This is a genomic window from Croceicoccus ponticola, assembly GCF_004004515.1.
GTDB classification, from domain to species: Bacteria; Pseudomonadota; Alphaproteobacteria; order Sphingomonadales; family Sphingomonadaceae; genus Croceicoccus; species Croceicoccus ponticola.
In genome coordinates, this window is the sequence record NZ_RXOL01000003.1 from 153571 (window position 1) to 179455 (window position 25885).

Here is a 25885-nt window from a genome sequence, read left to right on the forward strand (position 1 = left end):
ACCATAGCCGTCGTTGCGACCTTCAGACCCACCCCTGCAATTCGTTGCGCACCAACGATTCCAGCATCGCCATCCCCGGTTCGCCGTCGTTGAGACAGGACAGCGCGTCATAGCTTTCGCCGCCGGCCGCAAGAAACGTGTCGCGGCCCTGCAACGCGATTTCCTCAAGCGTTTCGAGGCAGTCGGCGGAAAAACCGGGCATCGCCACCGCCATACGGCGTGTGCCAGCCTGTCCCTCTGCCGCTATCGTCACGTCGGTCGCAGGTTCCAGCCACTTTGCCTTGCCGAATCGCGACTGGAACGTGATGTCGACGCGCATCTCGGGGAATATCGGCGCCAGCGCCTCTGCCAACAGGCGCGCGGTCTTGCGGCAATGACAGTGATATGGATCGCCAAGGTGCAGCGTACGCTCGGGCATCCCGTGGAAGCTCAGCAACAAGACCTCGGGCAGCTGCGTCAACTGGCGAAGCTGAGCGGTGAGGTCGTCGGCCAGCGCCGAGATATAGGCTGGTGCATCGTGATAGGGCGGCAGCGTGCGGATCGCGGGCTGCCAGCGCATTTTGCCCAGCGCCGCGCCAAGCGCATCGACCGCCGTTGCCGTCGTCGCCCCTGAATATTGCGGATACAACGGTGCGAACAGGATGCGATCGTGCCCTTTATCCTTCAGCGCGGCGACCTTTTCCGCGATGGAGGGATTGCCGTAGCGCATCGCCCAATCGACGGTGATGGCATCGCCCAACCGCGACTGAAGCGCCCGGGCCTGTCGCGCGGTAATCGCTGCCAGCGGCGAACCGTCCTTGCCCCACACCAGCGAATAGGCGTGCGCCGATTTTTTGGGCCGGGTGGTCAGGATCACGCCGCGCAGGATCGGTTGCCAGATGATCGGCGGGATTTCCACGACGCGCCGATCGGATAGGAATTGCGCAAGGTAGCGCTTTACCGCGCCCGGTTCCGGCGCGTCAGGCGTGCCAAGGTTGACGAGCAGGACCGCGACTTTCCCGGTCGGCGCGGCGGGATGGTCGGCGGGGCGGGGCATTGCGGCGACAGGCGTGGTTTCCATCAATCGTAGCTCCCGGCATCGACCACCGACCCGTCGGGCAGGACCGAAGGTTGCGCATCCGGCAGAGCGGGATCGCCGCCTGCCCCGGCCTCACCCTCCGCCACAACCGGCTCCGCGGGCTTGGCCGATGGCGCCAGCGTCACTTGCGCCATCGGGATCGGCAGATCGCGGAACCGCTTGCCGGTCGCGGCGTGAAGCGCGTTGACCAGTGCCGGGGCCACCGCGACCATGCCGATTTCACCCGGATCGAACGGAGGCGCGTCATTCTGGGCAAATCCGACGCTGATTTCGGGCAAGCGGGACAGGCCCGGCAGGCGCAAGGCCGCCAGCGTCCGTTCCCGCGGCGATCCGCCGTCGTATGTCGCGCCAAGGCCGAGCGCGGCATTCATGCCGAAAATAAGCCCGCCTTCGACCTGTTGCAGCGCCAGTTCGTAATGGATGATCCGCCCGATATCGCACCAGGCGGAGATGTGCGAAACTTCGACCCCGGTTTCGCCGGGACGGGCGCGCACGATCACCGCGATGCGTGCGCCGCCGTCGGGCCGTCCCGCCGGATCGGCCATCTGCCAGCAGGCGATGCCCTGCGCCGTGCCGTCGCCCCCGCCGTCCCATTCACCCAATTGCGCCGCGCCCTGCAGGCAATCGGCCATGCGCCGGTTTCCGCCCAGCATCGCCATGCGATAAGACAGGGGTTCTTCCCCCGCCTGCCCTGCGATTTCGTCCAGGAAGCATTCGGAAAAGAAGCATGCCCGCGCCTCGGCATTGCCGCGCATCCGGCCAGCGGGCAGCCCGGTGCTGGCGGAAAGGCTCTCCACCCGCATGTTTTCGATCGCATAGGGCGGGGCCATGCCCGCAAGGTTGGCCGGATCGTGCAGCCCGTCCGCGCGGTCCAGCGCCTGTTCCGGGGTGGCATCATCGAACAGGCGGGCGAACATTTCGCGCGCGCCGGGCTGGGCCGCAATGCGCGAATGCCATGCGTGGATCGTCCCTTGCGGTCCGGCGATCGCACGCATTTCGGCGATGGCGGGCGGACGCGGCAGGGCGGTGCGGTGCTCCTCTGCCCGGCTATAGACCAATTGCACGGGGCGTTTCAGCGACTTGGCGATAGCCGCCACCTCTCGCGCGATGCGATGGTCGAGCCGCGCATCGAAACTGGCACCGGCGGGCACAGGATACAGCACGACATCGTCTACCGACAGGCCGATGGCATCCGCCGCCTGCTGCCGTGCCTGTCCCGGAGCCTGGGCCGCCATCCACAGTTCCAGCCGCCCGTTGGCGAAACTTGCCGTCGCGCTCGCCGTTTCGAGCGTACCGTGCAGCGCGGGCGCCATGGTGTAGCGTTCGGATTTGGCGCCCAACCCTTCGAGCGCGACGTCGATCGCGCCGCGTTCGAACAATACCTTGGGCGTGCCGTCGGCCAGTGCGGCATCCAGCCCCGCCGCGATGGTCGCGGCGTCGGGCATCGCGCGGCCCACCTTGAACCGTGGCTTCATCAAACCAAGCGCTTTTTCCGCAGCCCAACGGCTCGACCCGATGGCCGCCAGCCAACTGCGCCCTTCGACCCGTGCGATATAGCCGGTGACGCGACGGGCTGCTTCTTCGTCAAAACTGTCGAGCACCGCTTCGGCCAAGGGTCCGTGGGCGATGGCGGCATGGACCATTTCGGGCAGGCGAATGTCGCCGGCAAACCGGAACGAACCGTCGATTTTCGACGGACCGTCCAGCCGGGGGAACACGTCCGGGCCGCTGACCAGATCGGGTGCGTTGTCTGTCACGGGATCGGGGCGAAGCACGGCAGGGCTGGGCGGGATCAGCTTGGCCGCCTCGTCCGCCAGTTCGCCGAACCGCAGTTCCTTGTCGCCGTGAACGATAAATCCGTCCTGCGCCTCGCACTCTTCGAATGCCACGCCCCAGCGTTCCGCCGCCGCCATCGCCAGCACGGCGCGCACGCCGGCCGCAGCTTCGCGGATCGGCATTTCATAAGCGGCGATGCCGGTGCCCGCCGCCGTCGCCATCAGTCGGGTCTGGTTGGCGAAATTTCTGGCCAGAAAATCGTCGGGATCGTCGGCAAACGACGGCAGCCACGTGTCGCGCAATGCGCCCCAGTGCGCGGCGAGCACCGGATCGGCATAGGCCGGACTGATCGCCGCAGGTTCGACCGCGACCTGTCGCCAGTCCGCGCCCAGTTCCTCGGCCGCGATGCGGGGCAGCAGGGTCGTGACGCCCTGCCCCATTTCAAGCTGCGGCACGGCGACAGTGACGATGCCGGTTCGCGCGATCTTGATCCATGCGTTGAAGGCGCGTTCGCTCTCCCCCGCGGGAAGCGGCACGGGAAAATTGCGCGGCATCAGGGCATAGGCGGCGACCAATCCGCCGCCCGCCGCCGCGCCGATCAGCAATTTGCGCCGCGAAAGCTTCACGCGCCCACCGCCTCCGGCGTCTGGGTCCGGTCCAGCCATGCGCCGACCTGTGCCGCGATGGTGACAAATGGTTCGGCAGCTGCACCGTCTTCGGCTGCAGGCGGCTCTCCCGCATCGCTGCGGGTGCGGATGTCGATGGTCAGCGGGATGCGGCCAAGGAACGGGTGCCCCATCTCGTGCGCCGACGCCTCTGCCCCGCCGCGCCCGAACGGTTCGCTCGTCTCGCCGCAATGGGGACAGGCATAGCCCGACATGTTTTCGACGACGCCGATCACCGGCACGCTCGCCTTGTCGAAAAAGCCGACCGCGCGGGCTGCGTCCATAAGCGCGAGGTCCTGCGGCGTGGAGACGATCACCGCGCCTGCCGGCTTGAACCGCTGGATCATCGTCAGCTGCACGTCGCCGGTGCCCGGCGGCAGATCCACCACCAGCGTGTCGACATCGCCCCAATTGGCATCGATGAGCTGCGCCAGAGCATTGCCGGCCATCGGTCCCCGCCATGCGATGGCCTGTCCCGGTTCGGCAAGGTGACCCATCGACAGCATCGGCACGCCAAAGCGCGTAGCCACGGGAATGAGCTTCTTGTCGCGCGCTTGCGGGCGTTCCCCCTCGCTCGCCATCAGGCGCGGTTGCGACGGGCCGTAGATGTCGGCATCGACCAGCCCGACCTTACGGCCAGCCCGCGCCAACGCGATCGCCAGGTTCGCCGAAACCGTGGACTTGCCCACCCCGCCCTTGCCCGATGCGACCGCAACGATGCGCAAGGGCCGTTTGGGCGGCTGTTTCGCGACCGGTGCCGAATCGTGCGCCGATGCTTCGCCCCGTTCCGCCATTTGCGCCACGCGCAGCGGTGGTAATTCGTCCGAATTTCGCGCCAGATCGGCATAGGCGCCGCGCACCGCGATCTCCAACCGGTCGCGGCCCAGCGTATCGAGCCCGCCCACTTCGAGCACGACGGTCAGCGCATCGCGGCCCAGCCGAACGCTGGCAAGCCGGTCGCCTGCCACTGCGCCCAGCGCGTTGCGGACATCATTTTCATCGGGAGCGTTCTGGGCGGTCATCGGTAGATTCCTGCGGTGACACCGGCATCTTCTATTGGCATGCCAGCGCCTGTCGCACCATTGGCGCGAAAATCCAATGCCGAACCCCCTGTTTTTGCCGGCGACGATACCTATAAGGAGAGCATGATAAAAAAGGGTGGGTCCTGGAAGGACAGCATTTTGGCCATGGCTGGCAAAAGCCCGTGGGGCTCCGCGCCCGGTTCGGGCGGCAGCGGGGACGCTGATCGTGGCGCAAGCGGCGATGACGTTCCTGTTTCCGAAGGCAGCGATAAACCGCGCAACCCCTGGCTTCCGGGCGGATCGGACGATGGCAGTTCGCCGCCGGGCGGACCCGGTGGGCGCAAGGCTGCGAACATCGAGGACCTGTTCCGCCATCGGCAAGCGCGTCGTGGCGGCGGTGGTGGCGGCGGTTTCCCCCGCCTCCCCCAAGCGCCCGGAGGCAAAAGCTGGGCGCCGTTGATCGGCATCGGCATCGTCGCGCTGTGGCTTCTGGTCACGTCCATCCACCAGATCGGCCCCAAGGAAGAGGGCATCGTCACCACTGCCGGGCAATATTCGCGCACGATGTCGCCGGGCCTGAAATTCACCCTGCCCTGGCCGATCCAGGAAGTGGAGGTCGAGGACGTGACCTCGATCCGCACCGACACGATACCTGAGGGCGAGGCCGAGAAGCTGATGCTGACCGGCGACCAGAACCTTGTCGACTTGTCGTATATCGTGCGCTGGAATATCCGCGACCTGAAGCTCTACACCTTCCAGCTCGCGTCGCCCGACGAAACGGTGAAGGAAGTGGCGGAGGCCGCGATGCGAGCCTCAATCGCCGAAGTGACGCTGGACGATGCGCTGTCCGGTTCGGGCCGCGCGCAGATCGAACAATCGGTGCGCACCCGGATGCAGGCGCTGCTCGATGCTTATCGCGCCGGGGTCGTTGTGCAGGGTGTCGAAATCAAGAAGGCCGATCCGCCGAGCTCCGTGGTCGATGCATTCCGCGAAGTGCTGGCCGCGCAACAGGATGCGCAGTCCGACATCAACCGCGCCCGCGCCTGGGCCGAGCAGGTGACCGCTCGCGCCGAAGGCGAGGCCGCGGCCTTCGACAAGGTTTACAGCGAATATCGCCTTGCCCCCGAAGTGACCCGCAGGCGCATGTATTACGAAACGATGGAGCGCGTGCTGAGCCAGACCGACAAGACCATCATCGAGGCCGACGGCGTCGTTCCCTATCTGCCGCTGCCCGAAATGAAGCGCAAAGCCGCGCCCGCCCCAACCGAAGGAGCCAACTGATGGAGGCCCTCTGGCAAAGCTACAAGGTGTGGATCATCACCGCCGCGGTCGTGATCGTCGCGGTGCTATCCTCGATCTTCGTCGTCCCCGAAACGCAACAGGCGGTGATCCTGCGCAACGGCAAGCCCGTGACCGTGGTCAACAAGTTCCACCCGAACGAGGATTTCGGCCAGACCGGCGCGGGGATCTGGTATCGCGTGCCGCTGATCGACCGGGTCGTCTGGGTTTCGAAGCAGGTGATCGCGGTCGATATGCAGCGACAGGAAGTGTTGAGCCGCGACCAGCGCCGGCTTGAAGTTGACGCCTATGCCCGGTTCCGCGTCATCGATCCCGTTCGCATGGTTCAGACCGCAGGGTCGATGGACCGGCTGGAGGAACAATTGCGCCCGATCCTGAACTCGGTCCTGCGCCAACGGCTGGGCACACGCAGTTTCCAGGCATTGCTGACCGCCGAACGCGGCGCGGCAATGCATGAAATCCGCACCGGGCTCGACAAGGAAGCACGCGAATACGGCGCGCAGGTGATCGACGTGCGGATCAAGCGCGCCGATCTTCCGGCCGGCCGTCCGCTGGAAACGGCGTTCACCCGGATGCAGACCGCGCGCAAACAGGAATCGGACACCATCCGCGCGCAAGGGCAGAAGCAGGCACAGATCATCCGGGCAGGGGCCGACGCCGAAGCCGCCAACACTTATGCCGAGGCCTTCAACAAGGACCCCGAATTCTACGATTTCTACCGCGCGATGCAGAGCTATGACACGGTGTTTTCCGGGAAGGACGACAACAGTTCGTTCGTCCTGTCGGCAGACAACGAATACCTGCGTCAGTTCAGGGGCACGCGCCGCTAGGCATGGGGAACCACGGCCGGTCCATTCAATCCGCGTTCAGACGAATCCGGGTGGAATGCACCCCGGCAAGAGGCCGGTTGCCCGCACGGGCGCCGGCGCTCGACACCGATTGAGACGAAGAGGATTAGACACGTGCGTTACGCCTATACGCTCACCACTGCCCTGTTGCTCGGCGGCGCGGCGGTCTCGCTGGCCACCGGCTATCCGCTGGTCGCGCAGGTCGCCCAGAACGACGATTCCACAATGGCCCGCGTGGTGCCCCGTGGCGGCGCGCCCGCAAGTTTCGCGGACCTGACCGAACAGCTGCAACCCGCCGTTGTCAACATCTCCACCCGTCAGCGCGTACAGGTCCAGGCTGGTGGCAACCCGTTTGCCGGCACCCCGTTCGAAGGCCTGTTCGGCGGCCCCAGCGGCCCCGGTGGCCAGCCCACCACGCGTGAGGCGCAGTCGCTCGGCTCCGGCTTCATCATGAGCGCCGATGGCTATGTCGTGACCAACAACCACGTCGTCGCCGCGCAAGGCCGCAACGGCACGATCGAGGCGATTACCGTCACCACCACCGACGGCACCGAATACGAAGCCGAGCTGGTCGGTACCGATGCGCAATCCGACCTTGCCGTGCTGAAGATCAAGCGGTCCAAGCCGTTTCCGTTCGTGAACTTCGGTGACAGCCGTCAGGCGCGCGTCGGTGACTGGATCATCGCGATCGGCAATCCTTTCGGCCTTGGCGGCACGGTAACCAGCGGGATCATTTCCGCAGTGTACCGCGCCACCGGCGGCGGCGGCGCGTACGACCGTTACCTGCAAACCGACGCTGCCATCAACCGGGGCAATTCCGGCGGCCCGATGTTCGACATGCAGGGCAACGTCATCGGCATCAACAACGCGATCTTCTCGCCCACCGGCGGCAGTGTCGGCATCGGCTTCGCCATTCCGGCCGAAACCGCCGAACCGATCGTGCGCAAGCTTATCGCGGGCGAAAGGATCGAGCGTGGCTATCTGGGCGTCCAGATCCAGCCGGTCAGCGAAGACCTCGCCGCATCGCTCGGCATTCCGCACAACCGCGGCGAATTCGTCCAGTCGGTCGTGCCCGACGGCGCGGCGGCCAAGGCGGGCCTGCGTGCGGGCGATGTCGTGGTAAAGGTCGCGGGCAAGGACGTGACGCCGGAACAGACGCTGTCCTATATCGTCGCCAACACCGCGCCCGGCACGCGCATTCCGGTTGAACTGATCCGCAACGGCAAGCGGGTCACGATCAACGCGACCGTCGCCGCCCGGCCGAGCGAGGACGAATTGACCCAGTCCTATGCCAATCCGGAAGAGGAGCAGGATGGCTTCGCCAATCCGCGCACCGATGGCGACCAGTCCTATGTCGCTGAAAAGCTGGGCCTGTCGGTCACGCCCCTGACCGCGACTATCGCGCGTCAGCTGGGTGTATCCGAAGATACCAAGGGGCTGGTGATCGCGGCAGTCGATGCGTCGTCTGATGCGGCTGGCAAGGGTCTGCGCCGGGGGGACATCGTGCTTTCGGCCAACTATCGCGAAGTCGCGACGCTCGCCGAGCTTGAGGCGGTCATTCGCAGCGTGCAGGCGGAAAAGCGCGAAGCGATCCTGCTGCGCGTGCAACGTCGCGGACAGCCTGCGATCTACGTGCCGCTGCGGATGCGTTGATCGGCTGATTGCCCAAAAGAAAAGGGCCGCTCCGAACAATCCGGGGCGGCCCTTTTTCTTATTGGTCCGAAGGCTTTGGCGGTGGCGGTGGCGGGCCGGCTTCGCTTGCCTCCCACGTCGGCGGCCCCGCGATCAGGTCGGCAGCCATCAGCACCGGCACGAGGCTGTCACACCGCGCCTGTGTCGCGCAATGCGCCATCATGCCAAGCGACAGGGGGCGAACCGTGCCCGCCCCTTCGGCGAGATGGAGTGGCACAAAGACATGCACCCGCCATTGGCCGCCCCGATCCGGACCGCTGCGCAAAATGAGGGCGGGCCGTCCGTCGATCGCACCATTGCCGATGCGGCATGGGCCCAGTGCCGCGCTGCATTCGGGCTGTGCGCCATGCTGGCCAAAGTCGGTTGCGACCTGCGCGCCGGGCGCGTTCCAGACTTCCACCTTACTGTCGATCGGAATGGCGCTGTCGTCGCGCACGAATTCGGGCGGCAGCGTCAGGCGATGATCGGCATACGTGACGCCCACCCGGCCCCGGTCCGCGTCGTCGCACCCGGCAAGCGCCAGCACCAAAAGCGCGACCGCGCTGGCCCTAGCGGTCGTTGTTTTCAAGCGCCTGCTGGACATCGATGATCCGCATCCCGCTCGGCCCCGTGCGCCGGGCGGGCGGCTGCGCCGATGCGCCTTGTTGACGGCCCTGCGGGGCGCGCTGCTGCTGTTGCGCCGGATCGTCGCGGCCCGTTGCACGGTCAAGGAAATCCTCGTCCACCGCACGCGGACCGGTGGTGACGTTGCCGGTGCCGACCTCGCCGCGATAATCCTCCACCCGCACGCCGGGATCGTCGCGATATCCGCCCCGTGGCGGATCGCCCGGACGCCAACCATCGTCGGGCGGCGGCTGATACTGTCCGTCCGGCCCGCCTCCATAGGGTTCGACGCGATTGCCGTTTTCATCGACGAAATAATAATCGCCCGGATTGCCGAACCACGCCTCGTCGTCAGGTTCCAGTTGCCAGGCGGGCAGTTTAACCTCGGTTTCAAAATCCTCGACCGGGCGCTTGGCAGTGGCGAATTTCATGTAATCGGCAAAAGCGCGCGCAGGCGCGGTGCCGCCCTGCAATCCGGGAACGCGTTTGGCATCGTCGCGGCCCATCCACACGCCGGTGGTGATCCCGCTTGAAAAGCCGAGGAACCAGCCGTCCTTATTCGATGACGTCGTGCCCGTCTTGCCGGCTACCGGTCTGCCGATGCTGGCCGAACGGCCCGTGCCGATGCTGACGGCGGTTTGCAACAGGTCGGTCATCTGTGCGGCCACATAAGGCGCGACGAGCAACTGTTCGCGCGTCGCCCGCCGCTCGTACAGCAGTTGCCCGCTGGCGGTTGTGACCCGGGTGATGCCATATGGTTCGACCGAAGTGCCCTTGCCTGCCACGGCGGCAAAGGCGCGGGTCATGTCGATCACCCGCACTTCCGATGCGCCCAGCACCATCGACGGATATGTCGAGATCGGCGAGGTGATGCCGAACCGCTGCGCCATGCTGGCCACGGTGCTGAAACCGACTTCCTGACCCAGCTGTGCCGCCACGGTATTCTTCGAATAGGCAAAGGCCGCGCGGACGTCGATCTCGCCCGCATAACCGCCGCCCGAATTCTTTGGCGTCCAGCCGTCGATGGTTACCGGCTTGTCATCGACCGGGCTGTCGGGTGTGTACCCCGCCTCCAACGCGGCGAGATAGACGAACAGCTTCCACGCCGAACCGGGCTGGCGCAGGGCGTCGGTCGCACGGTTGAAATTGCTTTCAACGTAATCGGTCCCGCCGACCATCGCGAGGATTGCCCCGTCGCGGTCGAGGCTGACGAGCGCACCCTGCGATCCTTTGGGCACGTTGTTCTGGATCGCGGTCGTCGCCGCACGCTGCATGCCCACGTCGAGCGTGGTCCACACCTCGATCGGCTCGTAGGTTTCGGGCAGGATGAAGTCGAGCTGCGGCAGGACCCAGTCCGTGAAATAGCGGACCGAGTTCTGGCCGTATTCCGGCTTCAGCTCGATCGTATCGAGGTTCACTCTAGACGCTTCGCCGGGAGAGATCAGGCCCTGCTGCTGCATCAGCGCCAGAACGGTGTGCGCGCGGTTGACCGCAGCTTCGGCATCGGCGGTCGGGGAATAGCGCGACGGGGCCTTGACCAGTCCTGCGATGATCGCGGCTTCGCCGATGCTCAGGTCGGTGGCGGGGTGGGAAAAGAACAAGCGGCTGGCGCTGTCGATGCCGTATGCGCCGCCGCCGAAATAGACCTTGTTGAGATAAAGCTCGAGGATCTGTTCCTTGGAAAACTTGCGTTCCAGCGCCAGGGCGAGGATCGCCTCGCGCACCTTGCGGTCGAAAGTCTTCGAATTGTTGAGGAAGATATTGCGCGCAAGCTGCTGCGTGATCGTCGATCCGCCCTCGCGAAAAGCGCCCGTATCGAACCGGACTTTGACCGAGCGGGCGATGCCGATCGGATCGACGCCGAAGTGGTCGTAGAACCGCCGATCCTCGACCGCGATCATGGCCCCGCGCATCGATTCGGGGATCTGGTCGTAGGTCAACCAACGGCCATAGCTTGGCCCGATCGACACGATTTCCCGCCCGTCCTTGGCATGGACGACAATTGTCTGGCCGTGCTCGCTCGCCTTCAGCGAGGAATAGCTCGGCAGCGAATTCTTGGTCGTCCAGACCGCCATCGCCAGCCCGCCGACGGCGAGCAGGCCGAGGAAAACGAACAGGAAAATGATCCGCTTCAGCCAGCGGAACCGGCCTGGCGAGGAATCGGATTGCCGGGATCTGCGTCGACCGGATGATCGGGGCCGGTTGTTCTGGGCCATTGCCGCCTGTCACTATGCCCTCTGACGAGGGGTCTGGTTAATTATGGCCGAAACATGGCCATTGCTGGCGTAACGCTTGCTGAACGAAGTCGCCCGGTCAATCCGGCTATCAGTCCTTATCCGCCTCGAAATCAAGCGACGCGCTGTTGATGCAATAACGCAGACCGGTCGGGTTTGGGCCGTCGGGGAACAGATGACCGAGATGGCCTTCGCATTTTGCGCAGCGCACTTCGGTGCGAACCATGCCGTGCGAACTGTCCGTCAGTTCCTCGATCGCGTCGCCTTCGATCGGCTGGTAATAGCTCGGCCAGCCGGAGCCCGAATTGAACTTCGTGCCGGCATCGAACAGCGGCGCGCCGCAACCGGCACATTTATAAAGACCGGACGCCTTGTTGCTTTCGTATTCGCCGGTAAAGGCCCGCTCGGTCCCGCCTTCGCGGAGCACGCGATATTGTTCGGGGGTCAGGCGTTCGCGCCATTCGGCGTCGGTCAGCATGGTTTTATCGGACATGGCTTTATCGGACATGGGCTATTCCTGTATCAAAGGTTTTTCGTTGCCCGCGATATGGTTAGCGGGCGCCGGTCCGACAAGCAGGATCGCACCATCGTGACCGGTCACGGTCAGCCGGGCGCCCACCGGGGCATCCGGCCCTCTTGCCAGCCATTCGCTATCGCCCAGCCGCACGCGCCCCTCGCCGCCCTCGAACGCCGTGGTAACGACGACGTTCGTGCCGACAAGACGCGCACCGCGATCGTTCATCAGCGGGTCGCTCGTTTCCGTCCCGGCATAATCGAGCCAGCGCCGCGCCGCAAAGACCGAAAAGGCGGAGAAGACGATGAACGTCAACAGCTGCACCGACAACGGCACATCCGCAATCGCGGTGATCAGGCCGGTCAGCAAGGCCGCCGTCGCCATCCAGACAAGGAAATAGCCTGGCACGAGCATTTCCGCGCCCATCAGGACAATGCCTGCGATCAGCCAGAGCCACGTCGCGTCGAGATCCGAGAACCAGTCCATGCCGCCCGCTTCAATCCCCGCTCGTCCTGGGCACGCTCGGCGTGCCAGTGCGCGAAGGAGCGGCCTGCTGCGAAGCCAGGTTCATATGTGTGCCCGCGTTCGCAGGCGGGGTTACCGCATCGCGGACCAGCTCGCCGATCCCGCCCAGCGTTCCGATTAACTGCGTGGCCTCGACCGGGAAGAGGATCGTCTTCGCATTGGGCGACGTGGCAAAGGCGCTAACCGCCTCGACATATTTCTGCGCGACGAAGTAATTGAGCGCCTGCGTACCCGAAGACGCAATGGCCTCCGATACGACGCGGGTCGCCTCCGCCTCTGCTGCGGCAGACCGCTCGCGGGCCTCGGCATCGCGAAAGGCGCTTTCCTTGCGGCCTTCGGCCTCAAGGATGCGGCTCTGCTTGTCGCCCTCTGCACGCAGGATCGCCGCTGACCGGTCGCCTTCTGCCTCAAGGATCTGGGCGCGCTTCAACCGCTCGGCCTTCATCTGGCGGGCCATCGCATCCGAAATGTCCTTGGGCGGGCGGATGTCCATGATCTCGACCCGGGTGATCTTCATCCCCCACGGGCTGGTCGCGTGATCGACCACCGCCAACAGCTTGGCGTTGATGTCGTCGCGCTTCGACAGCGTTTCGTCGAGATCCATCGAACCCATCACCGTGCGCAGGTTGGTGGTCGTCAGCGCCTGGATCGCGTTCTTCAGCCCCGAAACTTCATAAGCCGCCTTGCCCGCGTCCAGCACCTGATAGAACACCACGGCGTCGACACCGACCATCGCGTTGTCCTTGGTGATGATTTCCTGCCCCGGAATATCGAGCACCTGTTCCATCACGTTGATCTTGTGCCCCACGCGGTCGATCAACGGGATGATGATGTGCAGGCCCGGCGTCGCCGGCTTGGTAAAGCGGCCCATGCGCTCGATAGTATAGACATATCCCTGCCTGACGACACGCACGCTCGAAAACAGAAATATGGCCAGCAAGACAAGCAGGACCAACAAGAACAGATCCATCAAAACCCCCTAAGCGTTCATGGGCACGAGTGGCCAGATCATCGCCTCGCCACCCTTGTCGCGGCACGACCCCAAAGTCCGCGATTCCACATCAAGATGCATATTGCGTCGTTCAGTCCGCTTTGGCCAGTTCCAAACAGGCCGGGGTGTCATAACGACCGAGACCGCCGGGTTCGCCCGCGACTTGCTCTACCCCCGTTGCCTCTGCGCCAAGGATGGCATTGGCGTCGTCGGTCGATTGGCCATTTGCCGCCAGTTCGGCACGAAACTCGGCTTCCAGCTTGCCAGCCCCTGCACCGCCGCCGGGCAACATGCGCATGATCGCAACGCATTGCGGCAAGGTTGGGCGAATCAATTCGGGCACTGTGGCGTCAAGCAGCACGAGGCACGGCGGCATGATCGCATCGAGCATGGCGCCATCCTGCAATTGCGTGGCCGCTTCGCGCATTGCGGCGGCGACGTCGGCTTCGCTCTTCCCGCTGTCGATCAGGCGGGTGCCGACCTGCACCATGAATTCCCGCCCGCGCCAGCCAAGCGGGTCATAATGCGTTGCCACGCCAAGGCCCTGACGCCCGGCGACAATGGCGAATGCCGCTGAACACCGCACGTCGGCGATCGCAGTGGCTGAAAGTCGAACTGGCGCTGCATAAGCGGGAAGCCCGCCAGCGGCGAGCAGGATCGTCGCCACGATGGGAATTTGCGAGAAAAAGGGTGGCATGGCGATCTTTCTGCGTTGTCCGGACGTTGCGAGTCAAACCGCGACGAATGTAAATCAGATGTTATTTTCTATCAGTAATTTTCACGCTATTGCGGCGAGATATGGCGTATGGAACCAGAGACAGCGGCGATCGAGCAGGCGACCCCCCAATGACTTTGGAACGGCGCCTGCGTGCGCTCGAAGAATACCAGATACTCGATACAGAAGCTGAACGCAGCTTTGACGACATCGTCTTTCTGACTCAAAAAATCTGCCAAACCCCCGCCGCGCTCATCAGCCTGGTCGCCGACGATCGCCAGTGGTTCAAGGCGCGAATCGGTTTCGAAGCCTGCGAGGTGCCGATCTCGCAATCCGTGTGCCGTCACGGCATGGCCAGTCGCGAACTGCTGGTGGTTCCCGACCTCACGCTCGATGCGCGGACATGCGACAATCCGCTGGTCGTTGGCGAACCGAACATCCGGTTTTACGCCGGGGCGCCGCTGGTCACGCCCGACGGGACGATCATCGGCATGTTGTGCGTCATCGACACGGCTCCCCGGCCGGACGGGCTCGACCCAGATCAGCATCGCTCGCTGAAAGCGCTTGCCGGGCAGGTCATCACCCAGCTCGAAATGCGCAAGACGATGCGAGACCACGAAATCGCTCTTGAAGTGGAGCGGGAAGAGGCCGCGATCCTTCGTCGCACGACGGCCCAGTTGCAGATGGCCGAGGAAGTGGGCGAGATCGGCGCGTTCGAGATCGATTTCACCAGTCGCGAAATCGTGATGAGCCGCGAATTCTGCCGCATCCACGGTTTGGAACCGCAAAAGTCCCTCCGGCTTGATGAACTCGATCGCCGCGTTCCGGGCTCTGCGCTGATCGGTGCCGCGTTAAACGATGCCACCGATTTCGAGCGTGGGGAATTTCGCATCACGCGCGAATCCGATGGCCACGATCGCTGGTTGGACATTCGATCGCGTTACAGGCTGGACGATGAAGGCAACCGCATCGGCGTGGCCGGCATCGTGACCGACGTCACCGAACAGCGCGCGGTGAACGAGGAAATCTCCCATCGACTGAAAAATACGATGGCGCTGGTGCAAGCAATCGCGGGGCACACCCTGCGCGGCATCGCCGACCCGGCGCCGGTCCATGAATTCAACCGTCGCGTATCGGCGCTGGCCACTGCGCACGATATCCTGTTGCGCCGCACATCGTCCGCCGCCTGCCTGCACGAAGTGGCCGAAGGTGTGCTGGCCGGATTGTCCATCGAAGATCGGGTCAAGCGCGACGGCAAGGATATCGAACTGACGTCTCGCGCCGTGCTGGTGCTTTCAATGTTGCTGCACGAACTGGGCACCAATGCGATGAAATACGGCGCGCTGTCGACGCCTGCGGGTCAGGTCTCGCTCACCACCTCGCTGGAGCCGGGCGACGATGGCGATCGCCTGATCATCGACTGGGTCGAAACCGGAGGACCGGAACCGCGCACGCCCGAACGGCTCGGTCTTGGCACCCGGCTGATCCAGCGCGGGCTGGCTCCCGATGGCGACGCCGAACTCAGCTACGAACCGGCCGGGTTCAAGGCGCGCATCATGGCGCCGATCAATCAGGTCGGCGCCTAGGCCATCCATACTTACGCCCGGGGCGGTTGCCGCCGGTAACTGAGCGCTTCGGCGATATGGATGCGCCCGATGTCGCGGGCGCCCGCAAGATCGGCGATGGTCCGCGCGACGCGCAGAATGCGAACGTAACCGCGCGCCGACAACCGCATCGCGTCCGCCGCCTGCAGCAGCAACTTGCGCCCATCCTCGTCAGGCTGGGCATGGCGGTCGAGCAATTCGCCATCGATGTCGGCATTGGTTCGCGCATCGGTTCCTTCGAGCCGTGCCGTCTGAATATTGCGCGCCCTTGCGACGCGAACGGCCACTTCGGCGCTGCCCTCCGCGGGTGGCGGCAGGGCCAGGTCGCGGGCCGAAACGGGGTCCACCTCGACATGCAGGTCGATGCGGTCGAGCAACGGGCCGGACACGCGGCTTTGATAATCGGCGGCGCATTTCGGCGCGCGCGAACAGGCCAGCGCCGGATCGCCCAGATGGCCGCAGCGGCACGGGTTCATCGCCGCGATCAATTGCACGTTTGCGGGAAAGGTCACGTGCGCATTGGCTCGCGCCACGCTGACCTCGCGCGTTTCGAGCGGTTGGCGCAGCGAATCGAGCACGCCGCGCTGAAATTCCGGCATTATGTAGCAAACGCACCAATACGCTGATAGATGTAACCGCACAAGATGCGTAATGTCATCATATGGCAGACACACATGTTTTGAGCGCCTTGAAGGCGAAGCGCGGCGAACTCGCTGGACGGATCGACGGTTTGCAGGACCAGCTACGCGAGGCGATGATCCAGATAGATCACGTCGATTGCACCATACGGCTGTTCGACCCTGACATTGATCTGGACGAGATAAAGCCAAAACCGCTGCCACCACGCCACCATGCGTTCAAGGGACAGGTAACGCGGGCCATCCTAACCATGCTTCGCAACGAAGGGCCGATGGACGCCAAGGCAATCACGATAAGGCTGATGGCAGAGCGCGACCTGAACCCGAACGACAAGACGCTCTCCAAGGCCATGAATAAGCGCATTGGGGCAGCACTGCGTAATCTGCGGGAACGGACGCTGGTGGCGTCTCGTAAGGGTGAAGGTGGGCTTCTACTGTGGAAAACTGCTGCCAAAATTAACGGCACGGAGTAGCCGTTAATTCTAGATGCCGACGTAGTCAATACAAATGGCGGATTTCTGCGGTTTGTTGATTAAAACGCCGCAATACAAAGGCATCGGATACGATGGCAATAGGATTTATCCTACGGTGATGGCGTTGCGCGTCGTCTCTGAATCGGGCATATGCCGAATCTAGGAACGGTGGCAGAGCGGTTTATTGCAGCTGACTTTAAATCAGCCGGAGTCGTCAGACACTTCCATGGGTTCGAATCCCATCCGTTCCGCCGACTTAGGCGCTACGAACCCTTGCGTTGTCGGGGTTTTCCAGTTAGGTCGGAATTGCGCTGAAAGCAGTCTGACCGGCTTTGCCGTGCTTATGCGCACTAGGGTTTCGGCCCTATGGCGGAACGGATGGTTTCGAAAGGGTCGCTCTAAAGGGCGGCCCTTTCAACTTTTAGGAAGCCCGCTGCCAATAACCCTTCCACTGGCGCGACACGCTGGCATCCATAGCAGCACCAGCTACCATCATGGCTTGCGCGCCATTGTCGGTGCGGCGGTTATCTTCGCGCCATGCGGCCTCACCGGCATAGGCATAGAGATACGGGCCAGCGATATGATGATGGGTGCCGACTTCCATCCGGCGAAGGCGTGAGAAGTAGCTTTCTGCCTGATTGGTGCAGACACCCTTATCCATGAACTGGACCGAGTGATTGACGCGGTGCGTATCCCAACCAGCGTGAAGGGCATCCCAACCGCTGCCTTCGTCGGCATAGATCGTTGCGAGGGTGCCAACGCGGTCGCGGACATAAGGAACTGCATCACCCTCATTGGCGACAACGAAAGGCAGCGAGCGGCCTTCACGCTCACGCATGATGACAACGCACTGGCGCTTGCCTGAGCGGTTGAACGACAGACGGCGGTCCTTGCGATCCTCTTTCTTGTTTTCCGGCTTCACGTATCCGCCAAAATATCCACCGTCGATTTCAACGATACCGTTCAACTTGGCATCGGCCATTTCACGCGCCATCGCTTCGCGCAGCTTGTGGAACAGGACGAACGCAGTCTTGTATTGAATGTCCAGATCGCGCGAGGCTTGCAGGGCGGAAATGCCCTTAGCGCCGTTCACGAAGATCACAATCGCAGCCAGCAAGTCGGTGAACGACAGCTTGCGCGAGGCAAAGATCGTGCCGCTGGTGACGCTGAACTGGTGGTGACAGGCAACGCACTTGAACTTCCGGCGCGAGGTGATGTTGTAAGTCTCGACGCAACCGCAGCGCGGGCAGATCGCCTCGCCTTGGTTCTCAGGCCAACGCAGTTCGCAGAACGTGCGATAAGCCGCATCCTCGCCCATGCGAAAAATCGCCTTGAGGGAGAGGGTGCGAGCCTTTGCGGAGAGGAGAAAGTGTTGTGCCATGTCATCGTTTCCAGTGCTTTTGCACTATATATGATGACATATTGAACTGTTGTCAATGATAAACGTATCGCCTATGATGACATTTCACATCATAGGAGCCGACAATGCCGGTTGCAGAGAAAGAATGGGAAGACCGCGTAAAGGGGATGCTCAAGGCAGAACTGAAGCGCCGGGGCGTGACCTATGCCGATCTAGTCGGCAAGCTGGCTGATATTGGCGTGATGGACACAGAGCCGAATATCAGGAACAAGATCAGCCGGGGCAAATTTACAGCGGTGTTTTTAATACAATGCTTGGCAGCAGTTGGCGCAAAAGACTTACGTTTGGACTAGTCGCAATTTTGGCTGTCGCAATTCTGGCGTTCTCTTATCTTCTATACAGAACCGCCTCCGATCAACAGGGCGCGATCGCATTAAACGCCAGACATAATGCCGAAGTAGCAAGCCGCCAAACCGCCGCAGAGATAAAGGCCAACTGCCAGACTGCTCGCGTTGCGCCTGAACGCGTCGATTGCGAGAACAGCGCCTATCAGCAGGCCGAGGCTACCGAGCGCGAGATTGAAGATCTTAAAGCCCAGCAAATCATGGCGCTCTGGACGCGCTACATGGGCCTTGCTGCGATTGTCGGGACGACGTTCGGCATATTGGGCGTCGGCTTGGTTTTTGTCACGTTCCAGGAAACCCGTCGAACCGCCGAGATTGCCGAAAAGAACTTTCAGGCGTTCGCCAAGATTGAAGCTGGCGCGGTCATCGTGAAGTTCGCGGCGACCCCCACCTTTTTCCGCGAAAACGGTAAAATGTGGATGCGGTTCGGACTGAAGTGCGTCAACATCGGTCGATCTGCTGTCGCCGTGGGGGCTGTTGAGATCGAAGGGCTGGACAAGGCCTATTACGGCTTCATCAGCAAGATCGACGGGGATGAGCCCTTCGGGGGAACGAACAAGATTTGCGTGGACGGTAAAGACCTGATCCGAGGCTACATCGAGTATTCTAATCAGGTTGAGATGAGCACTCGTAGGCGGTTCGTAATGCGCCTGACCCTCGCTGATATCCCCGGTGGATGCAAAGTCTCCCTTTTCACTGGCGGCATTCTGCGAAAGGGCGATCCCAACTATGACAAGCCATTCTATAAGCACTGAATTCCACTCCTTATAGGAGCGGCATCATCGTTAGCGATACACCTATAACTGTTGGCGATGATGTTCGCCGCTGGCTTGGTGCGTTTGCTACATAATGCCGTGAAATTCAGGCAGTTCGTCGAGGAACAAGACGCCAAGGTGCGCAAGGCTGACTTCGCCCGGCTTCACCTTCAGCCCGCCGCCGGTCAGGGCCGCCATTGATGCCGAATGATGCGGGCTGCGGAACGGCCGTGCGCGGCTGATGCGGCCATCTTCCAGCAATCCAGCGACCGATTGCACCATACTTGTTTCCAGTGCTTCCGAACTGGTGAGCGGCGGCAGGATGCCCGGCAGACACGACGCCAGCAGCGACTTGCCCGCGCCTGGCGGCCCGATCATGAGCAGGTTGTGGCCACCGGCCGCCGCGATCTCCAGCGCGCGCTTGGCGGTTTCCTGCCCTTTTACCTGCCGCAGGTTGGCCGAAGGTGGCGGGCTTTCCACCGCGCCCGCGACCGGCGCCGGCAACTGCTGCGTGCCCTTGAGGTGGTTGAGCAGGCTGATCAGGTCCGGCGCGGCGATGACCGCGCTGCCGTCGGCCCACGCGGCCTCGGCCCCTTGCGCCGCGGGGCAGATCAGGCGCTTTTCCTCTGCCGCGGCGTGCATGGCGGCGAGCAACACACCCGGCGTCGCGACGATTCGTCCATCCAGCGCCAGTTCGCCGACGACGACATGATCGGCCATCTGTTCGGCATCGGTCACTCCCATCGCGGCCAACAGCGAAAGCGCCACGGGCAGGTCGTAATGCGACCCTTCCTTGGGTAGGTCGGCGGGCGACAAGTTAATGGTGATGCGTTTTGGCGGCAGGGCAAGGCCCATGGCGGCCAGCGCTGCGCGCACGCGTTCGCGGCTTTCGCCCACCGCCTTGTCCGGCAATCCCACGATGTTGAATGCCGGAAGCCCCGGTGCCAACTGGCACTGCACTTCCACGCTGCGCGCCTCCAGGTCCAGATAGGCCACGGTGCGGACCAATGCGACCATGTCTTTGATACGCCCCCAGAAATTCGCCGATCCCCGTCATGGCGCAGGCGAGCGCCCCCTGTCGAGAGGCATGAGCGCCCCAACCACAGCCTTGACTCATGCCGCGCATGTCCGTAACGGCGCGTCCACACAGGTGGTCGCCTTGGTTGGCGGCCCTTTTTGTTATTTTTCTGAGGATTTCGCCATGAAGCGCACTTTCCAGCCGAGCAACCTCGTGCGCAAGCGTCGCCACGGTTTCCGCACCCGTTCGGCCACCCCCGGTGGTCGCAATGTGCTGCGCGCCCGTCGTGCCCGCGGCCGCAAGAAGCTGAGCGCCTGAGCCAAGCGAGTTTGCGTTCGGCATTGCCCGGACGCACCGCCATGCTCAACGGCCCGCGCCCGTCAGGGTTCGCGGGCCGTTGCCGTTTGCGGCGGCAGGGTGGCGCGTGCTTGAGAGCAGATCCGTTTTGCGCCAACCAGCGATCATGAATACCGCCACGATGCCCAAGGTGAAGCCGGAAATCATCCGCAAGCGCGCGGACTTTCTGGCGGCCAATCGCGGATTGCGTGTGGCGCGCCCGGGTTTCGTCCTTTTGGTCCGCCCCAACGGGCTGGGGCCGGAACGGATGCGTTACGGCATTACCGTGACCAAGCGAATCGGCAACGCGGTCGTGCGCAACCGGATCAAGCGGCGCTTTCGCGAATTACTCTGGGCGATCCTGCCCGAATCGGGACTGGCCGGGCACGATCACATTTTGATCGGCCGCGATGGCGGGATCGAACGCGATTTTGCCAAGATGGGCGATGAGCTGCGCATGGCGCTGGCCCGCGCCCACCAAGGTAAGGGCGATCCGCCCCGGCGCGGCGGCGGGCGCAAGGGTCCGCGTAAATGACCGTAACCAGGCAAATGACGCGGAGGCCGCGCAAATGAAGTGGATCCTGATCGCGATCGCGCGGGCATGGCAGATCGGCCCGTCGGCTATCCTGCCCCCGTCGTGCCGGTTCAGCCCGTCGTGTTCGCAATACGCGATAGAGGCGCTGAAAAAATACGGCGCGATTAAGGGTGGCTGGCTTGCGACCAAGCGGCTATTGCGCTGCCACCCGTGGGGCGGGTGCGGCCATGACCCCGTTCCCTGACGGTCGCAGACCAGCTCGCCCGACAATCGCGGCAGTCATTTTTCTGAACTTGTATATTCGAAGGCTCTGAGGTGGAAAACAACCAGCGCAACATGATCACGGCAGTGGTGCTGATCGCACTGCTCATGCTCGGCTGGGAGCTGGGGCTGAATTATTTCTACCCGGAACCCAAGGAGCAGCCGGTCGCCACCGCGAGCGAGGTTCCGGGCGGCACTTCCGAAAAGGATGTCGCCACGGTCAAGCACACCCGCGAAGGCGGGCTGACCGATGCGGACGCCATCGCAGTAGAGCAGGCCGATCTCGACCAATCGCTCGGCAGCGCGGACCGCGTGGTGATCGATTCGCCGGAAGTGCTGGGCTCGATCAATCCGGTCGGCGCGAAGATCGACGATCTGACGCTGAAAACCCATCGCCAGTCGGTCGACAAGGATTCAGGTCCTGTCCGTCTGTTTTCTCCCGACGGAACGCCTGCACAGCAATTCGCGCAGTTCGGTTTTGTCGGCGACAACGTAAAGCTGCCCGCGCTGAATACCGTATGGCAGGCCGAAGGCGGCCCGCTGGCCCCCGGCAAGCCGGTGACGCTGACTTGGAACAACGGCGAAGGGCTGATTTTCTCGATCCGGTTCGAGATTGACCAACATTACATGATCACCGCGACGCAGACGGTCGCGAACACCGGCGCCACCGACGTTGCGGTCAAGCCTTTCGCACTGGTCAACCGCACCAGCAACACCGCCAGCGTCGATACCTGGACCGTGCATTCCGGCCCGATCGGCGCGTTTGACGGTTCGGTCGGCTTTGGCAACGATTACGACGATGTTGCCGAAAAGGGCACGATCGCGGGGACGGGCGTTACCGACTGGATCGGCTTTACCGACATCTACTGGCTGTCCGCCCTGATCCCGCAGGACGGCGCCAAGAATAGCAGCAATTACCGGTCGCTCGGCGATGCGAAATTCCGGGCCGACGTCATCTACGATGCGATGGCCGTCCCCTCTGGCAAGCAGGTTTCGCGCACCACGCGCCTGTTCGCGGGGGCCAAGGAAAGCCGTGTTCTCGACATGTACGAGGAAACGGGGATCACCAACTTCGGCTTGGCCATCGACTGGGGCTGGTTCCGCTGGTTCGAAAAGCCGATCTTCTGGTTGCTGACCAAGCTGTTCGAGATTTTCGGCAACTTCGGCGTCGCGATCATCCTGCTGACCGTCATCGTGCGCGCGATCATGTTCCCGATCGCCCAGCGCCAGTTCGCCAGCATGGCGGCGATGAAGGCGGTGCAGCCCAAGATGAAGGCGCTGCAGGAACGCTACAAAGACGATAAGCAGCAGCTTCAGCAGAAAATGATGGCGCTGTATCGCGAGGAAAAGGTGAACCCCCTTGCGGGCTGTCTCCCGATGTTCCTGCAGATCCCGATTTTCTACGCACTCTACAAGGTGCTGATGGTCGCGATCGAGATGCGGCACCAACCTTTCGCGCTGTGGATCAACGATCTTTCTGCGCCCGATCCGCTGCACATTCTCAACTTGTTCGGCCTGCTCGATTTCAACCCGCCCGGCTTCCTTGCCATTGGCGTGCTGGCAATCCTGCTGGGCATCACGATGTGGCTGCAGTTCAAGCTGAACCCGGCCCAGATGGACCCGGCGCAGCAGCAGATCTTCATGCTGATGCCATGGTTCATGATGTTCATCATGGCGCCGTTCGCGGCCGGCCTGCTGATCTACTGGATCACATCGAACCTCCTCACCATCGGCCAACAGAAGCTGCTCTATGCCCGTCACCCGCAATTGAAGGCGGCGGCTGCGGACGAACAGAAGGACAAGCTGAAGGCCGATCTGGCCAAGGAACAGGCTGAAAAGCCCGGAAAGGCCAAGGGCTGACGTGGACGAAACGCTTCCCGAAGATCCCAGCCTGGCAATCTACGAAGAGCGCGCTCGCAAGCTTTTTTCGGGACCCGTGACGTTTGTCTTGTCGGCGCCGGAACTGAAATTCCTGCCCGATCCCACGGTGCCGGAAATCGCCTTTGCCGGTCGTTCCAACGTCGGCAAGTCGTCGCTGCTCAATGCTCTGACGGGGCGCAAGTCGATCGCGCGCACGTCTGTCACGCCTGGGCGAACGCAGGAGCTGAACTATTTCGACGTCGGCGGCGGCGAAGATGGCTCTCCGCCCGAATTCCGGCTGGTCGACATGCCCGGTTACGGCTTTGCCAAGGCGCCGCCCGCGGTGGTGAAAAAATGGCGCCATCTGGTGAACGACTACCTTCGCGGGCGTCAGGTGCTGAAGCGTTGTCTGCTGCTGATCGATGCGCGCCACGGGCCAAAGCCGGTCGATGCCGAAATGATGGAGATGATGGACATAGCCGGCATCTCGTACTGCGTCGTGCTGACCAAAGCCGACAAGATAAAGGCCAGCGAATTGGCCAGGATTGTCGCGATGACCGAGGCAGAGGCCCGCAAACACGCAGGTGCCTTTCCCGAGATCGCGATCACCAGCTCGGAAAAGGGCATGGGCATCGACGAACTGCGCGGCTTCGTGCTGAAAAGCGCCGAGGGCGGCTAGGCGAAATGCGGCGGTAGCGATGATGCGGCGTTCGCAAGTACTCCTCATTGCAGGGCTGAGCGGAGTCGCATCGCTGCTGCTGGTCCCTGTCGAAGCGATCGCACTCCTGCCTGGCCCGCCGACCGTGGTCCGGCTGCTTTCCATTATCCAGCCCGCAATCTTGACGGTCATCATGGTTTTCGCAGGGGACTGGGCCACCCGCCGGACCGGGTTGCATGCTCCCGTTGTCGATGCATGGCTGCAGCGCGATTGCGTATCGCCTATCGTGCGCCGCATGGCGGTTCCGGCGATTCTCGGCGCGATGATCGCGGGCCTAGCCGTGGTTGCGTTTGCGCTGAGCTATGGAAATGCGATCGAGCACGCCGCGACCGCTCGGCAATCGACCGGCACCGCATTCGCACTGCCGCTTGCGACCAAGCTGCTTTACGGCGGCATCAGTGAAGAACTAATCACCCGCTGGGGACTGGTTTCGCTGTTCTGCCTGATCGGATGGCGGATCACGGGGCGGCCTGCTCAGTTGCCCTATGCGGCGATGATCGTCGCGGTGTCACTTGCGGCGCTGCTGTTTGCGGCGGGGCACCTTCCGCTGCTATTCGCAATCGTCCCGGATGCAAGCACGCTCTTCGTGATCGCGGTAATCGCCGGAAATGCCTTACCGGGGCTGGTCTTTGGCGCGCTGTTCATCCGATACGGGATCGAGGCGGCGATCATCGCGCACATGGGCGCTTATCTCGTGTCTACCGCGATCCTCACCGCGATTTAGCACCACCCACTCGACACTCCGTCCTGCCCCCGCTAACCCGTCCGTTCAGATAACGGGGCGTTTTCATGAAATTGATCATCGGCAACCGCAACTATTCCAGCTGGTCGCTGCGCGGCTGGCTTGCGGCCAAGCAATCGGGCCTGTCGTTCGAAGAAATCACCGTCAACATCAGCGGCGAAGAGTGGGAAAACACCAAGCGCGAATGGGACGATGTCCAGCCCTCGTCGGGCAAAGTGCCGATCCTCTGGGACGGCGACGTGGTGATCTGGGACAGCCTCGCCATCATGGAGCATCTCGCTGACAAGATCGGGGGCGAAAACGGGCGCAACCGGTTCTGGCCAAAAGACCCCGTTGCGCGCGGGCTGTGCCGTTCCATGGTCGCGGAAATGCACTCCAGCTACATGCACCTGCGGCGCGAAATGCCGATGAACGTGCGCCGCCGGATCGAAGGGCACGCCCTGACCGACGACGCCAAGGCCAACGTGATTCGCGTGCTGAGCCTGTGGGCCGAAGCGCGCAGCCGATTCGGACGCGGCGGGCCGTACCTGTTCGGCACTTATTGCGCGGCCGACATTTTCTATGCCCCCGTCGTCAGCCGTTTCATCACATATGGCATCGGCGTTCCCGGCTTTGCCCAGGCCTATATGGAAGCGATGTGGGAACACCCGTGGATGCAGCAGTGGATCGAAGGGGCCGACAACGAAGACTGGACCATCGAGGCGTTCGAGGTCGAAGCCTGAATTTCGAGTCCCGAACCCCACGTGCCCGTGGTCGACGCAAGCTATGAAAACACGGTCGAATCAAGATAGAGGCTGTGCCACAATTCGCCTCATATAAGCTGATGTTATGCGGATTTCGCCATAACATGCTGTAAACACAGTATTTTAAAATTAGTCCAAAATGTGGCAAGAATATGGACACTGCAGTGCAGCGTCGTGTATATCGTCGTTGCCGCACTCATTGTGAGAATCGCGGCATCAGGGAAAAAATTACCATGAAGAAGGCTGCTTTCATTCTTCTCGCTTCCGCCACCGCCCTCGCCCTCGCAGGCTGCAGCCAGGAAGCTGCCGAGCCCGCTCCCGAGGCGACTGAAGCTCCCGCCATGGAAGCTCCGGTTGAGCCGGTCGTCGAAGCGACCGACGCTGCCGTCGACGCTTCGGTTGAAGCAACGGTTGATGCCGCTGCGACCCCGGCCGTTGAAGCGACCGCGACTGCCGCCGCCGAGTAATCTCGCGAC

Annotated in this window: 25 protein-coding genes and 2 pseudogenes; 15 read left to right on the forward strand and 12 right to left on the reverse strand. The window is 63.0% G+C overall.

The window, feature by feature from the left end:
• Positions 1–22: 22 nt before the first annotated feature.
• The 3 genes from hemH to EKN06_RS08760 are packed head-to-tail and all read right to left on the reverse strand — an operon-like array spanning position 23 to position 4541.
• On the reverse strand, positions 23–1060 hold the full coding sequence (gene hemH, locus EKN06_RS08750) for a ferrochelatase (RefSeq protein ID WP_240654699.1): 1038 nt from the start codon (positions 1058–1060) through the stop codon (positions 23–25).
• The gene (locus EKN06_RS08755; protein WP_240654700.1) at positions 1060–3519 is read right to left on the reverse strand and encodes a xanthine dehydrogenase family protein molybdopterin-binding subunit; all 2460 of its coding nucleotides are present in this window, start codon (positions 3517–3519) and stop codon (positions 1060–1062) included. Before EKN06_RS08755 ends, hemH begins: the two co-directional genes overlap by 1 nt.
• Positions 3477–4541: an Mrp/NBP35 family ATP-binding protein gene (locus EKN06_RS08760; RefSeq protein WP_127612529.1), complete on the reverse strand. Its 1065-nt coding sequence runs from the start codon at positions 4539–4541 to the stop codon at positions 3477–3479. The genes EKN06_RS08755 and EKN06_RS08760 overlap by 43 nt, the downstream gene beginning before the upstream one ends.
• 165 nt (positions 4542–4706) lie before the next feature.
• On the opposite strand from EKN06_RS08760, the gene hflK reads away from it, so the two are divergent.
• From hflK to EKN06_RS08775, 3 genes are all read left to right on the forward strand, one after another.
• The gene (gene hflK, locus EKN06_RS08765; protein ID WP_127612530.1) at positions 4707–5822 is read left to right on the forward strand and encodes a protease modulator HflK; all 1116 of its coding nucleotides are present in this window, start codon (positions 4707–4709) and stop codon (positions 5820–5822) included.
• Positions 5822–6670 (forward strand): protease modulator HflC, encoded by an 849-nt coding sequence (hflC, locus tag EKN06_RS08770; RefSeq protein ID WP_127612531.1) that lies wholly within the window; start codon positions 5822–5824, stop codon positions 6668–6670. The genes hflK and hflC overlap by 1 nt, the downstream gene beginning before the upstream one ends.
• Before the next feature lie 132 nt (positions 6671–6802).
• The gene (locus EKN06_RS08775) at positions 6803–8341 is read left to right on the forward strand and encodes a Do family serine endopeptidase (protein ID WP_205693857.1); all 1539 of its coding nucleotides are present in this window, start codon (positions 6803–6805) and stop codon (positions 8339–8341) included.
• 58 nt (positions 8342–8399) lie between these two features.
• Here EKN06_RS08775 and EKN06_RS08780 read toward each other — a convergent pair whose 3' ends face one another.
• The 6 genes from EKN06_RS08780 to EKN06_RS08805 form a co-directional block, all read right to left on the reverse strand.
• Complete coding sequence (locus EKN06_RS08780; RefSeq protein WP_164844007.1) at positions 8400–8948, reverse strand: hypothetical protein; 549 nt, start codon at positions 8946–8948, stop codon at positions 8400–8402.
• Complete coding sequence (locus tag EKN06_RS08785) at positions 8929–11199, reverse strand: transglycosylase domain-containing protein (protein ID WP_127612533.1); 2271 nt, start codon at positions 11197–11199, stop codon at positions 8929–8931. Before EKN06_RS08785 ends, EKN06_RS08780 begins: the two co-directional genes overlap by 20 nt.
• Before the next feature lie 109 nt (positions 11200–11308).
• On the reverse strand, positions 11309–11710 hold the full coding sequence (gene msrB, locus EKN06_RS08790) for a peptide-methionine (R)-S-oxide reductase MsrB (RefSeq protein ID WP_127612718.1): 402 nt from the start codon (positions 11708–11710) through the stop codon (positions 11309–11311).
• 18 nt (positions 11711–11728) lie between these two features.
• Entirely contained in the window at positions 11729–12217 is a 489-nt protein-coding gene (locus EKN06_RS08795) for an NfeD family protein (protein ID WP_127612534.1), read from the reverse strand.
• A gap of 10 nt (positions 12218–12227) precedes the next feature.
• Positions 12228–13226 carry an SPFH domain-containing protein gene (locus EKN06_RS08800; protein ID WP_127612535.1) on the reverse strand — a complete coding sequence of 333 codons (999 nt, stop codon included), beginning with the start codon at positions 13224–13226 and terminating at the stop codon, positions 12228–12230.
• Positions 13227–13338: 112 nt separating this feature from the next.
• Positions 13339–13944, reverse strand: a complete 606-nt coding sequence (locus tag EKN06_RS08805) for a hypothetical protein (protein WP_127612536.1) — start codon at positions 13942–13944, stop codon at positions 13339–13341.
• A 149-nt stretch (positions 13945–14093) separates the two neighbouring features.
• Here EKN06_RS08805 and EKN06_RS08810 point away from each other — a divergent pair, with 149 nt between their 5' ends.
• The gene (locus tag EKN06_RS08810) at positions 14094–15548 is read left to right on the forward strand and encodes an HWE histidine kinase domain-containing protein (RefSeq protein WP_164844008.1); all 1455 of its coding nucleotides are present in this window, start codon (positions 14094–14096) and stop codon (positions 15546–15548) included.
• A gap of 11 nt (positions 15549–15559) precedes the next feature.
• On the opposite strand, the pseudogene EKN06_RS08815 reads toward EKN06_RS08810, so the two are convergent.
• Positions 15560–16165, reverse strand: a pseudogene (locus EKN06_RS08815) (ATP-binding protein); the annotation flags it as partial.
• A 62-nt stretch (positions 16166–16227) separates the two neighbouring features.
• On the opposite strand from EKN06_RS08815, the gene EKN06_RS08820 reads away from it, so the two are divergent.
• Complete coding sequence (locus EKN06_RS08820) at positions 16228–16677, forward strand: hypothetical protein (RefSeq protein WP_127612538.1); 450 nt, start codon at positions 16228–16230, stop codon at positions 16675–16677.
• A 421-nt stretch (positions 16678–17098) separates the two neighbouring features.
• Here EKN06_RS08820 and EKN06_RS08825 read toward each other — a convergent pair whose 3' ends face one another.
• On the reverse strand, positions 17099–18058 hold the full coding sequence (locus EKN06_RS08825; protein WP_127612539.1) for an IS1595 family transposase: 960 nt from the start codon (positions 18056–18058) through the stop codon (positions 17099–17101).
• A gap of 104 nt (positions 18059–18162) precedes the next feature.
• Here EKN06_RS08825 and EKN06_RS08830 point away from each other — a divergent pair, with 104 nt between their 5' ends.
• Positions 18163–18390 carry a DUF6471 domain-containing protein gene (locus tag EKN06_RS08830; protein WP_127612540.1) on the forward strand — a complete coding sequence of 76 codons (228 nt, stop codon included), beginning with the start codon at positions 18163–18165 and terminating at the stop codon, positions 18388–18390.
• 8 nt (positions 18391–18398) lie between these two features.
• Complete coding sequence (locus EKN06_RS08835) at positions 18399–19196, forward strand: hypothetical protein (RefSeq protein WP_127612541.1); 798 nt, start codon at positions 18399–18401, stop codon at positions 19194–19196.
• 102 nt (positions 19197–19298) lie between these two features.
• Here EKN06_RS08835 and EKN06_RS08840 read toward each other — a convergent pair.
• Positions 19299–20213, reverse strand: a pseudogene (locus tag EKN06_RS08840) (YifB family Mg chelatase-like AAA ATPase); the annotation flags it as partial.
• A gap of 184 nt (positions 20214–20397) precedes the next feature.
• Here EKN06_RS08840 and rpmH point away from each other — a divergent pair.
• From rpmH to EKN06_RS08880, 8 genes are all read left to right on the forward strand, one after another.
• A complete protein-coding gene (rpmH, locus tag EKN06_RS08845) occupies positions 20398–20532 on the forward strand; it encodes a 50S ribosomal protein L34 (protein WP_066847021.1) in 135 nt (44 codons plus the stop codon).
• Positions 20533–20677: 145 nt separating this feature from the next.
• Positions 20678–21085 (forward strand): ribonuclease P protein component, encoded by a 408-nt coding sequence (gene rnpA, locus EKN06_RS08850; RefSeq protein WP_127612542.1) that lies wholly within the window; start codon positions 20678–20680, stop codon positions 21083–21085.
• A gap of 34 nt (positions 21086–21119) precedes the next feature.
• Positions 21120–21329: a membrane protein insertion efficiency factor YidD gene (gene yidD, locus EKN06_RS15815; protein WP_205693858.1), complete on the forward strand. Its 210-nt coding sequence runs from the start codon at positions 21120–21122 to the stop codon at positions 21327–21329.
• 71 nt (positions 21330–21400) lie between these two features.
• On the forward strand, positions 21401–23206 hold the full coding sequence (yidC, locus tag EKN06_RS08860) for a membrane protein insertase YidC (protein ID WP_276317277.1): 1806 nt from the start codon (positions 21401–21403) through the stop codon (positions 23204–23206).
• Position 23207: 1 nt separating this feature from the next.
• The gene (yihA, locus tag EKN06_RS08865) at positions 23208–23885 is read left to right on the forward strand and encodes a ribosome biogenesis GTP-binding protein YihA/YsxC (protein WP_240654701.1); all 678 of its coding nucleotides are present in this window, start codon (positions 23208–23210) and stop codon (positions 23883–23885) included.
• A 19-nt stretch (positions 23886–23904) separates the two neighbouring features.
• Positions 23905–24648 (forward strand): CPBP family glutamic-type intramembrane protease, encoded by a 744-nt coding sequence (locus EKN06_RS08870; protein ID WP_127612544.1) that lies wholly within the window; start codon positions 23905–23907, stop codon positions 24646–24648.
• 65 nt (positions 24649–24713) lie between these two features.
• On the forward strand, positions 24714–25388 hold the full coding sequence (locus EKN06_RS08875) for a glutathione S-transferase family protein (protein WP_127612545.1): 675 nt from the start codon (positions 24714–24716) through the stop codon (positions 25386–25388).
• A 254-nt stretch (positions 25389–25642) separates the two neighbouring features.
• Positions 25643–25876: a hypothetical protein gene (locus tag EKN06_RS08880; protein ID WP_127612546.1), complete on the forward strand. Its 234-nt coding sequence runs from the start codon at positions 25643–25645 to the stop codon at positions 25874–25876.
• Positions 25877–25885 lie beyond the last annotated feature (9 nt).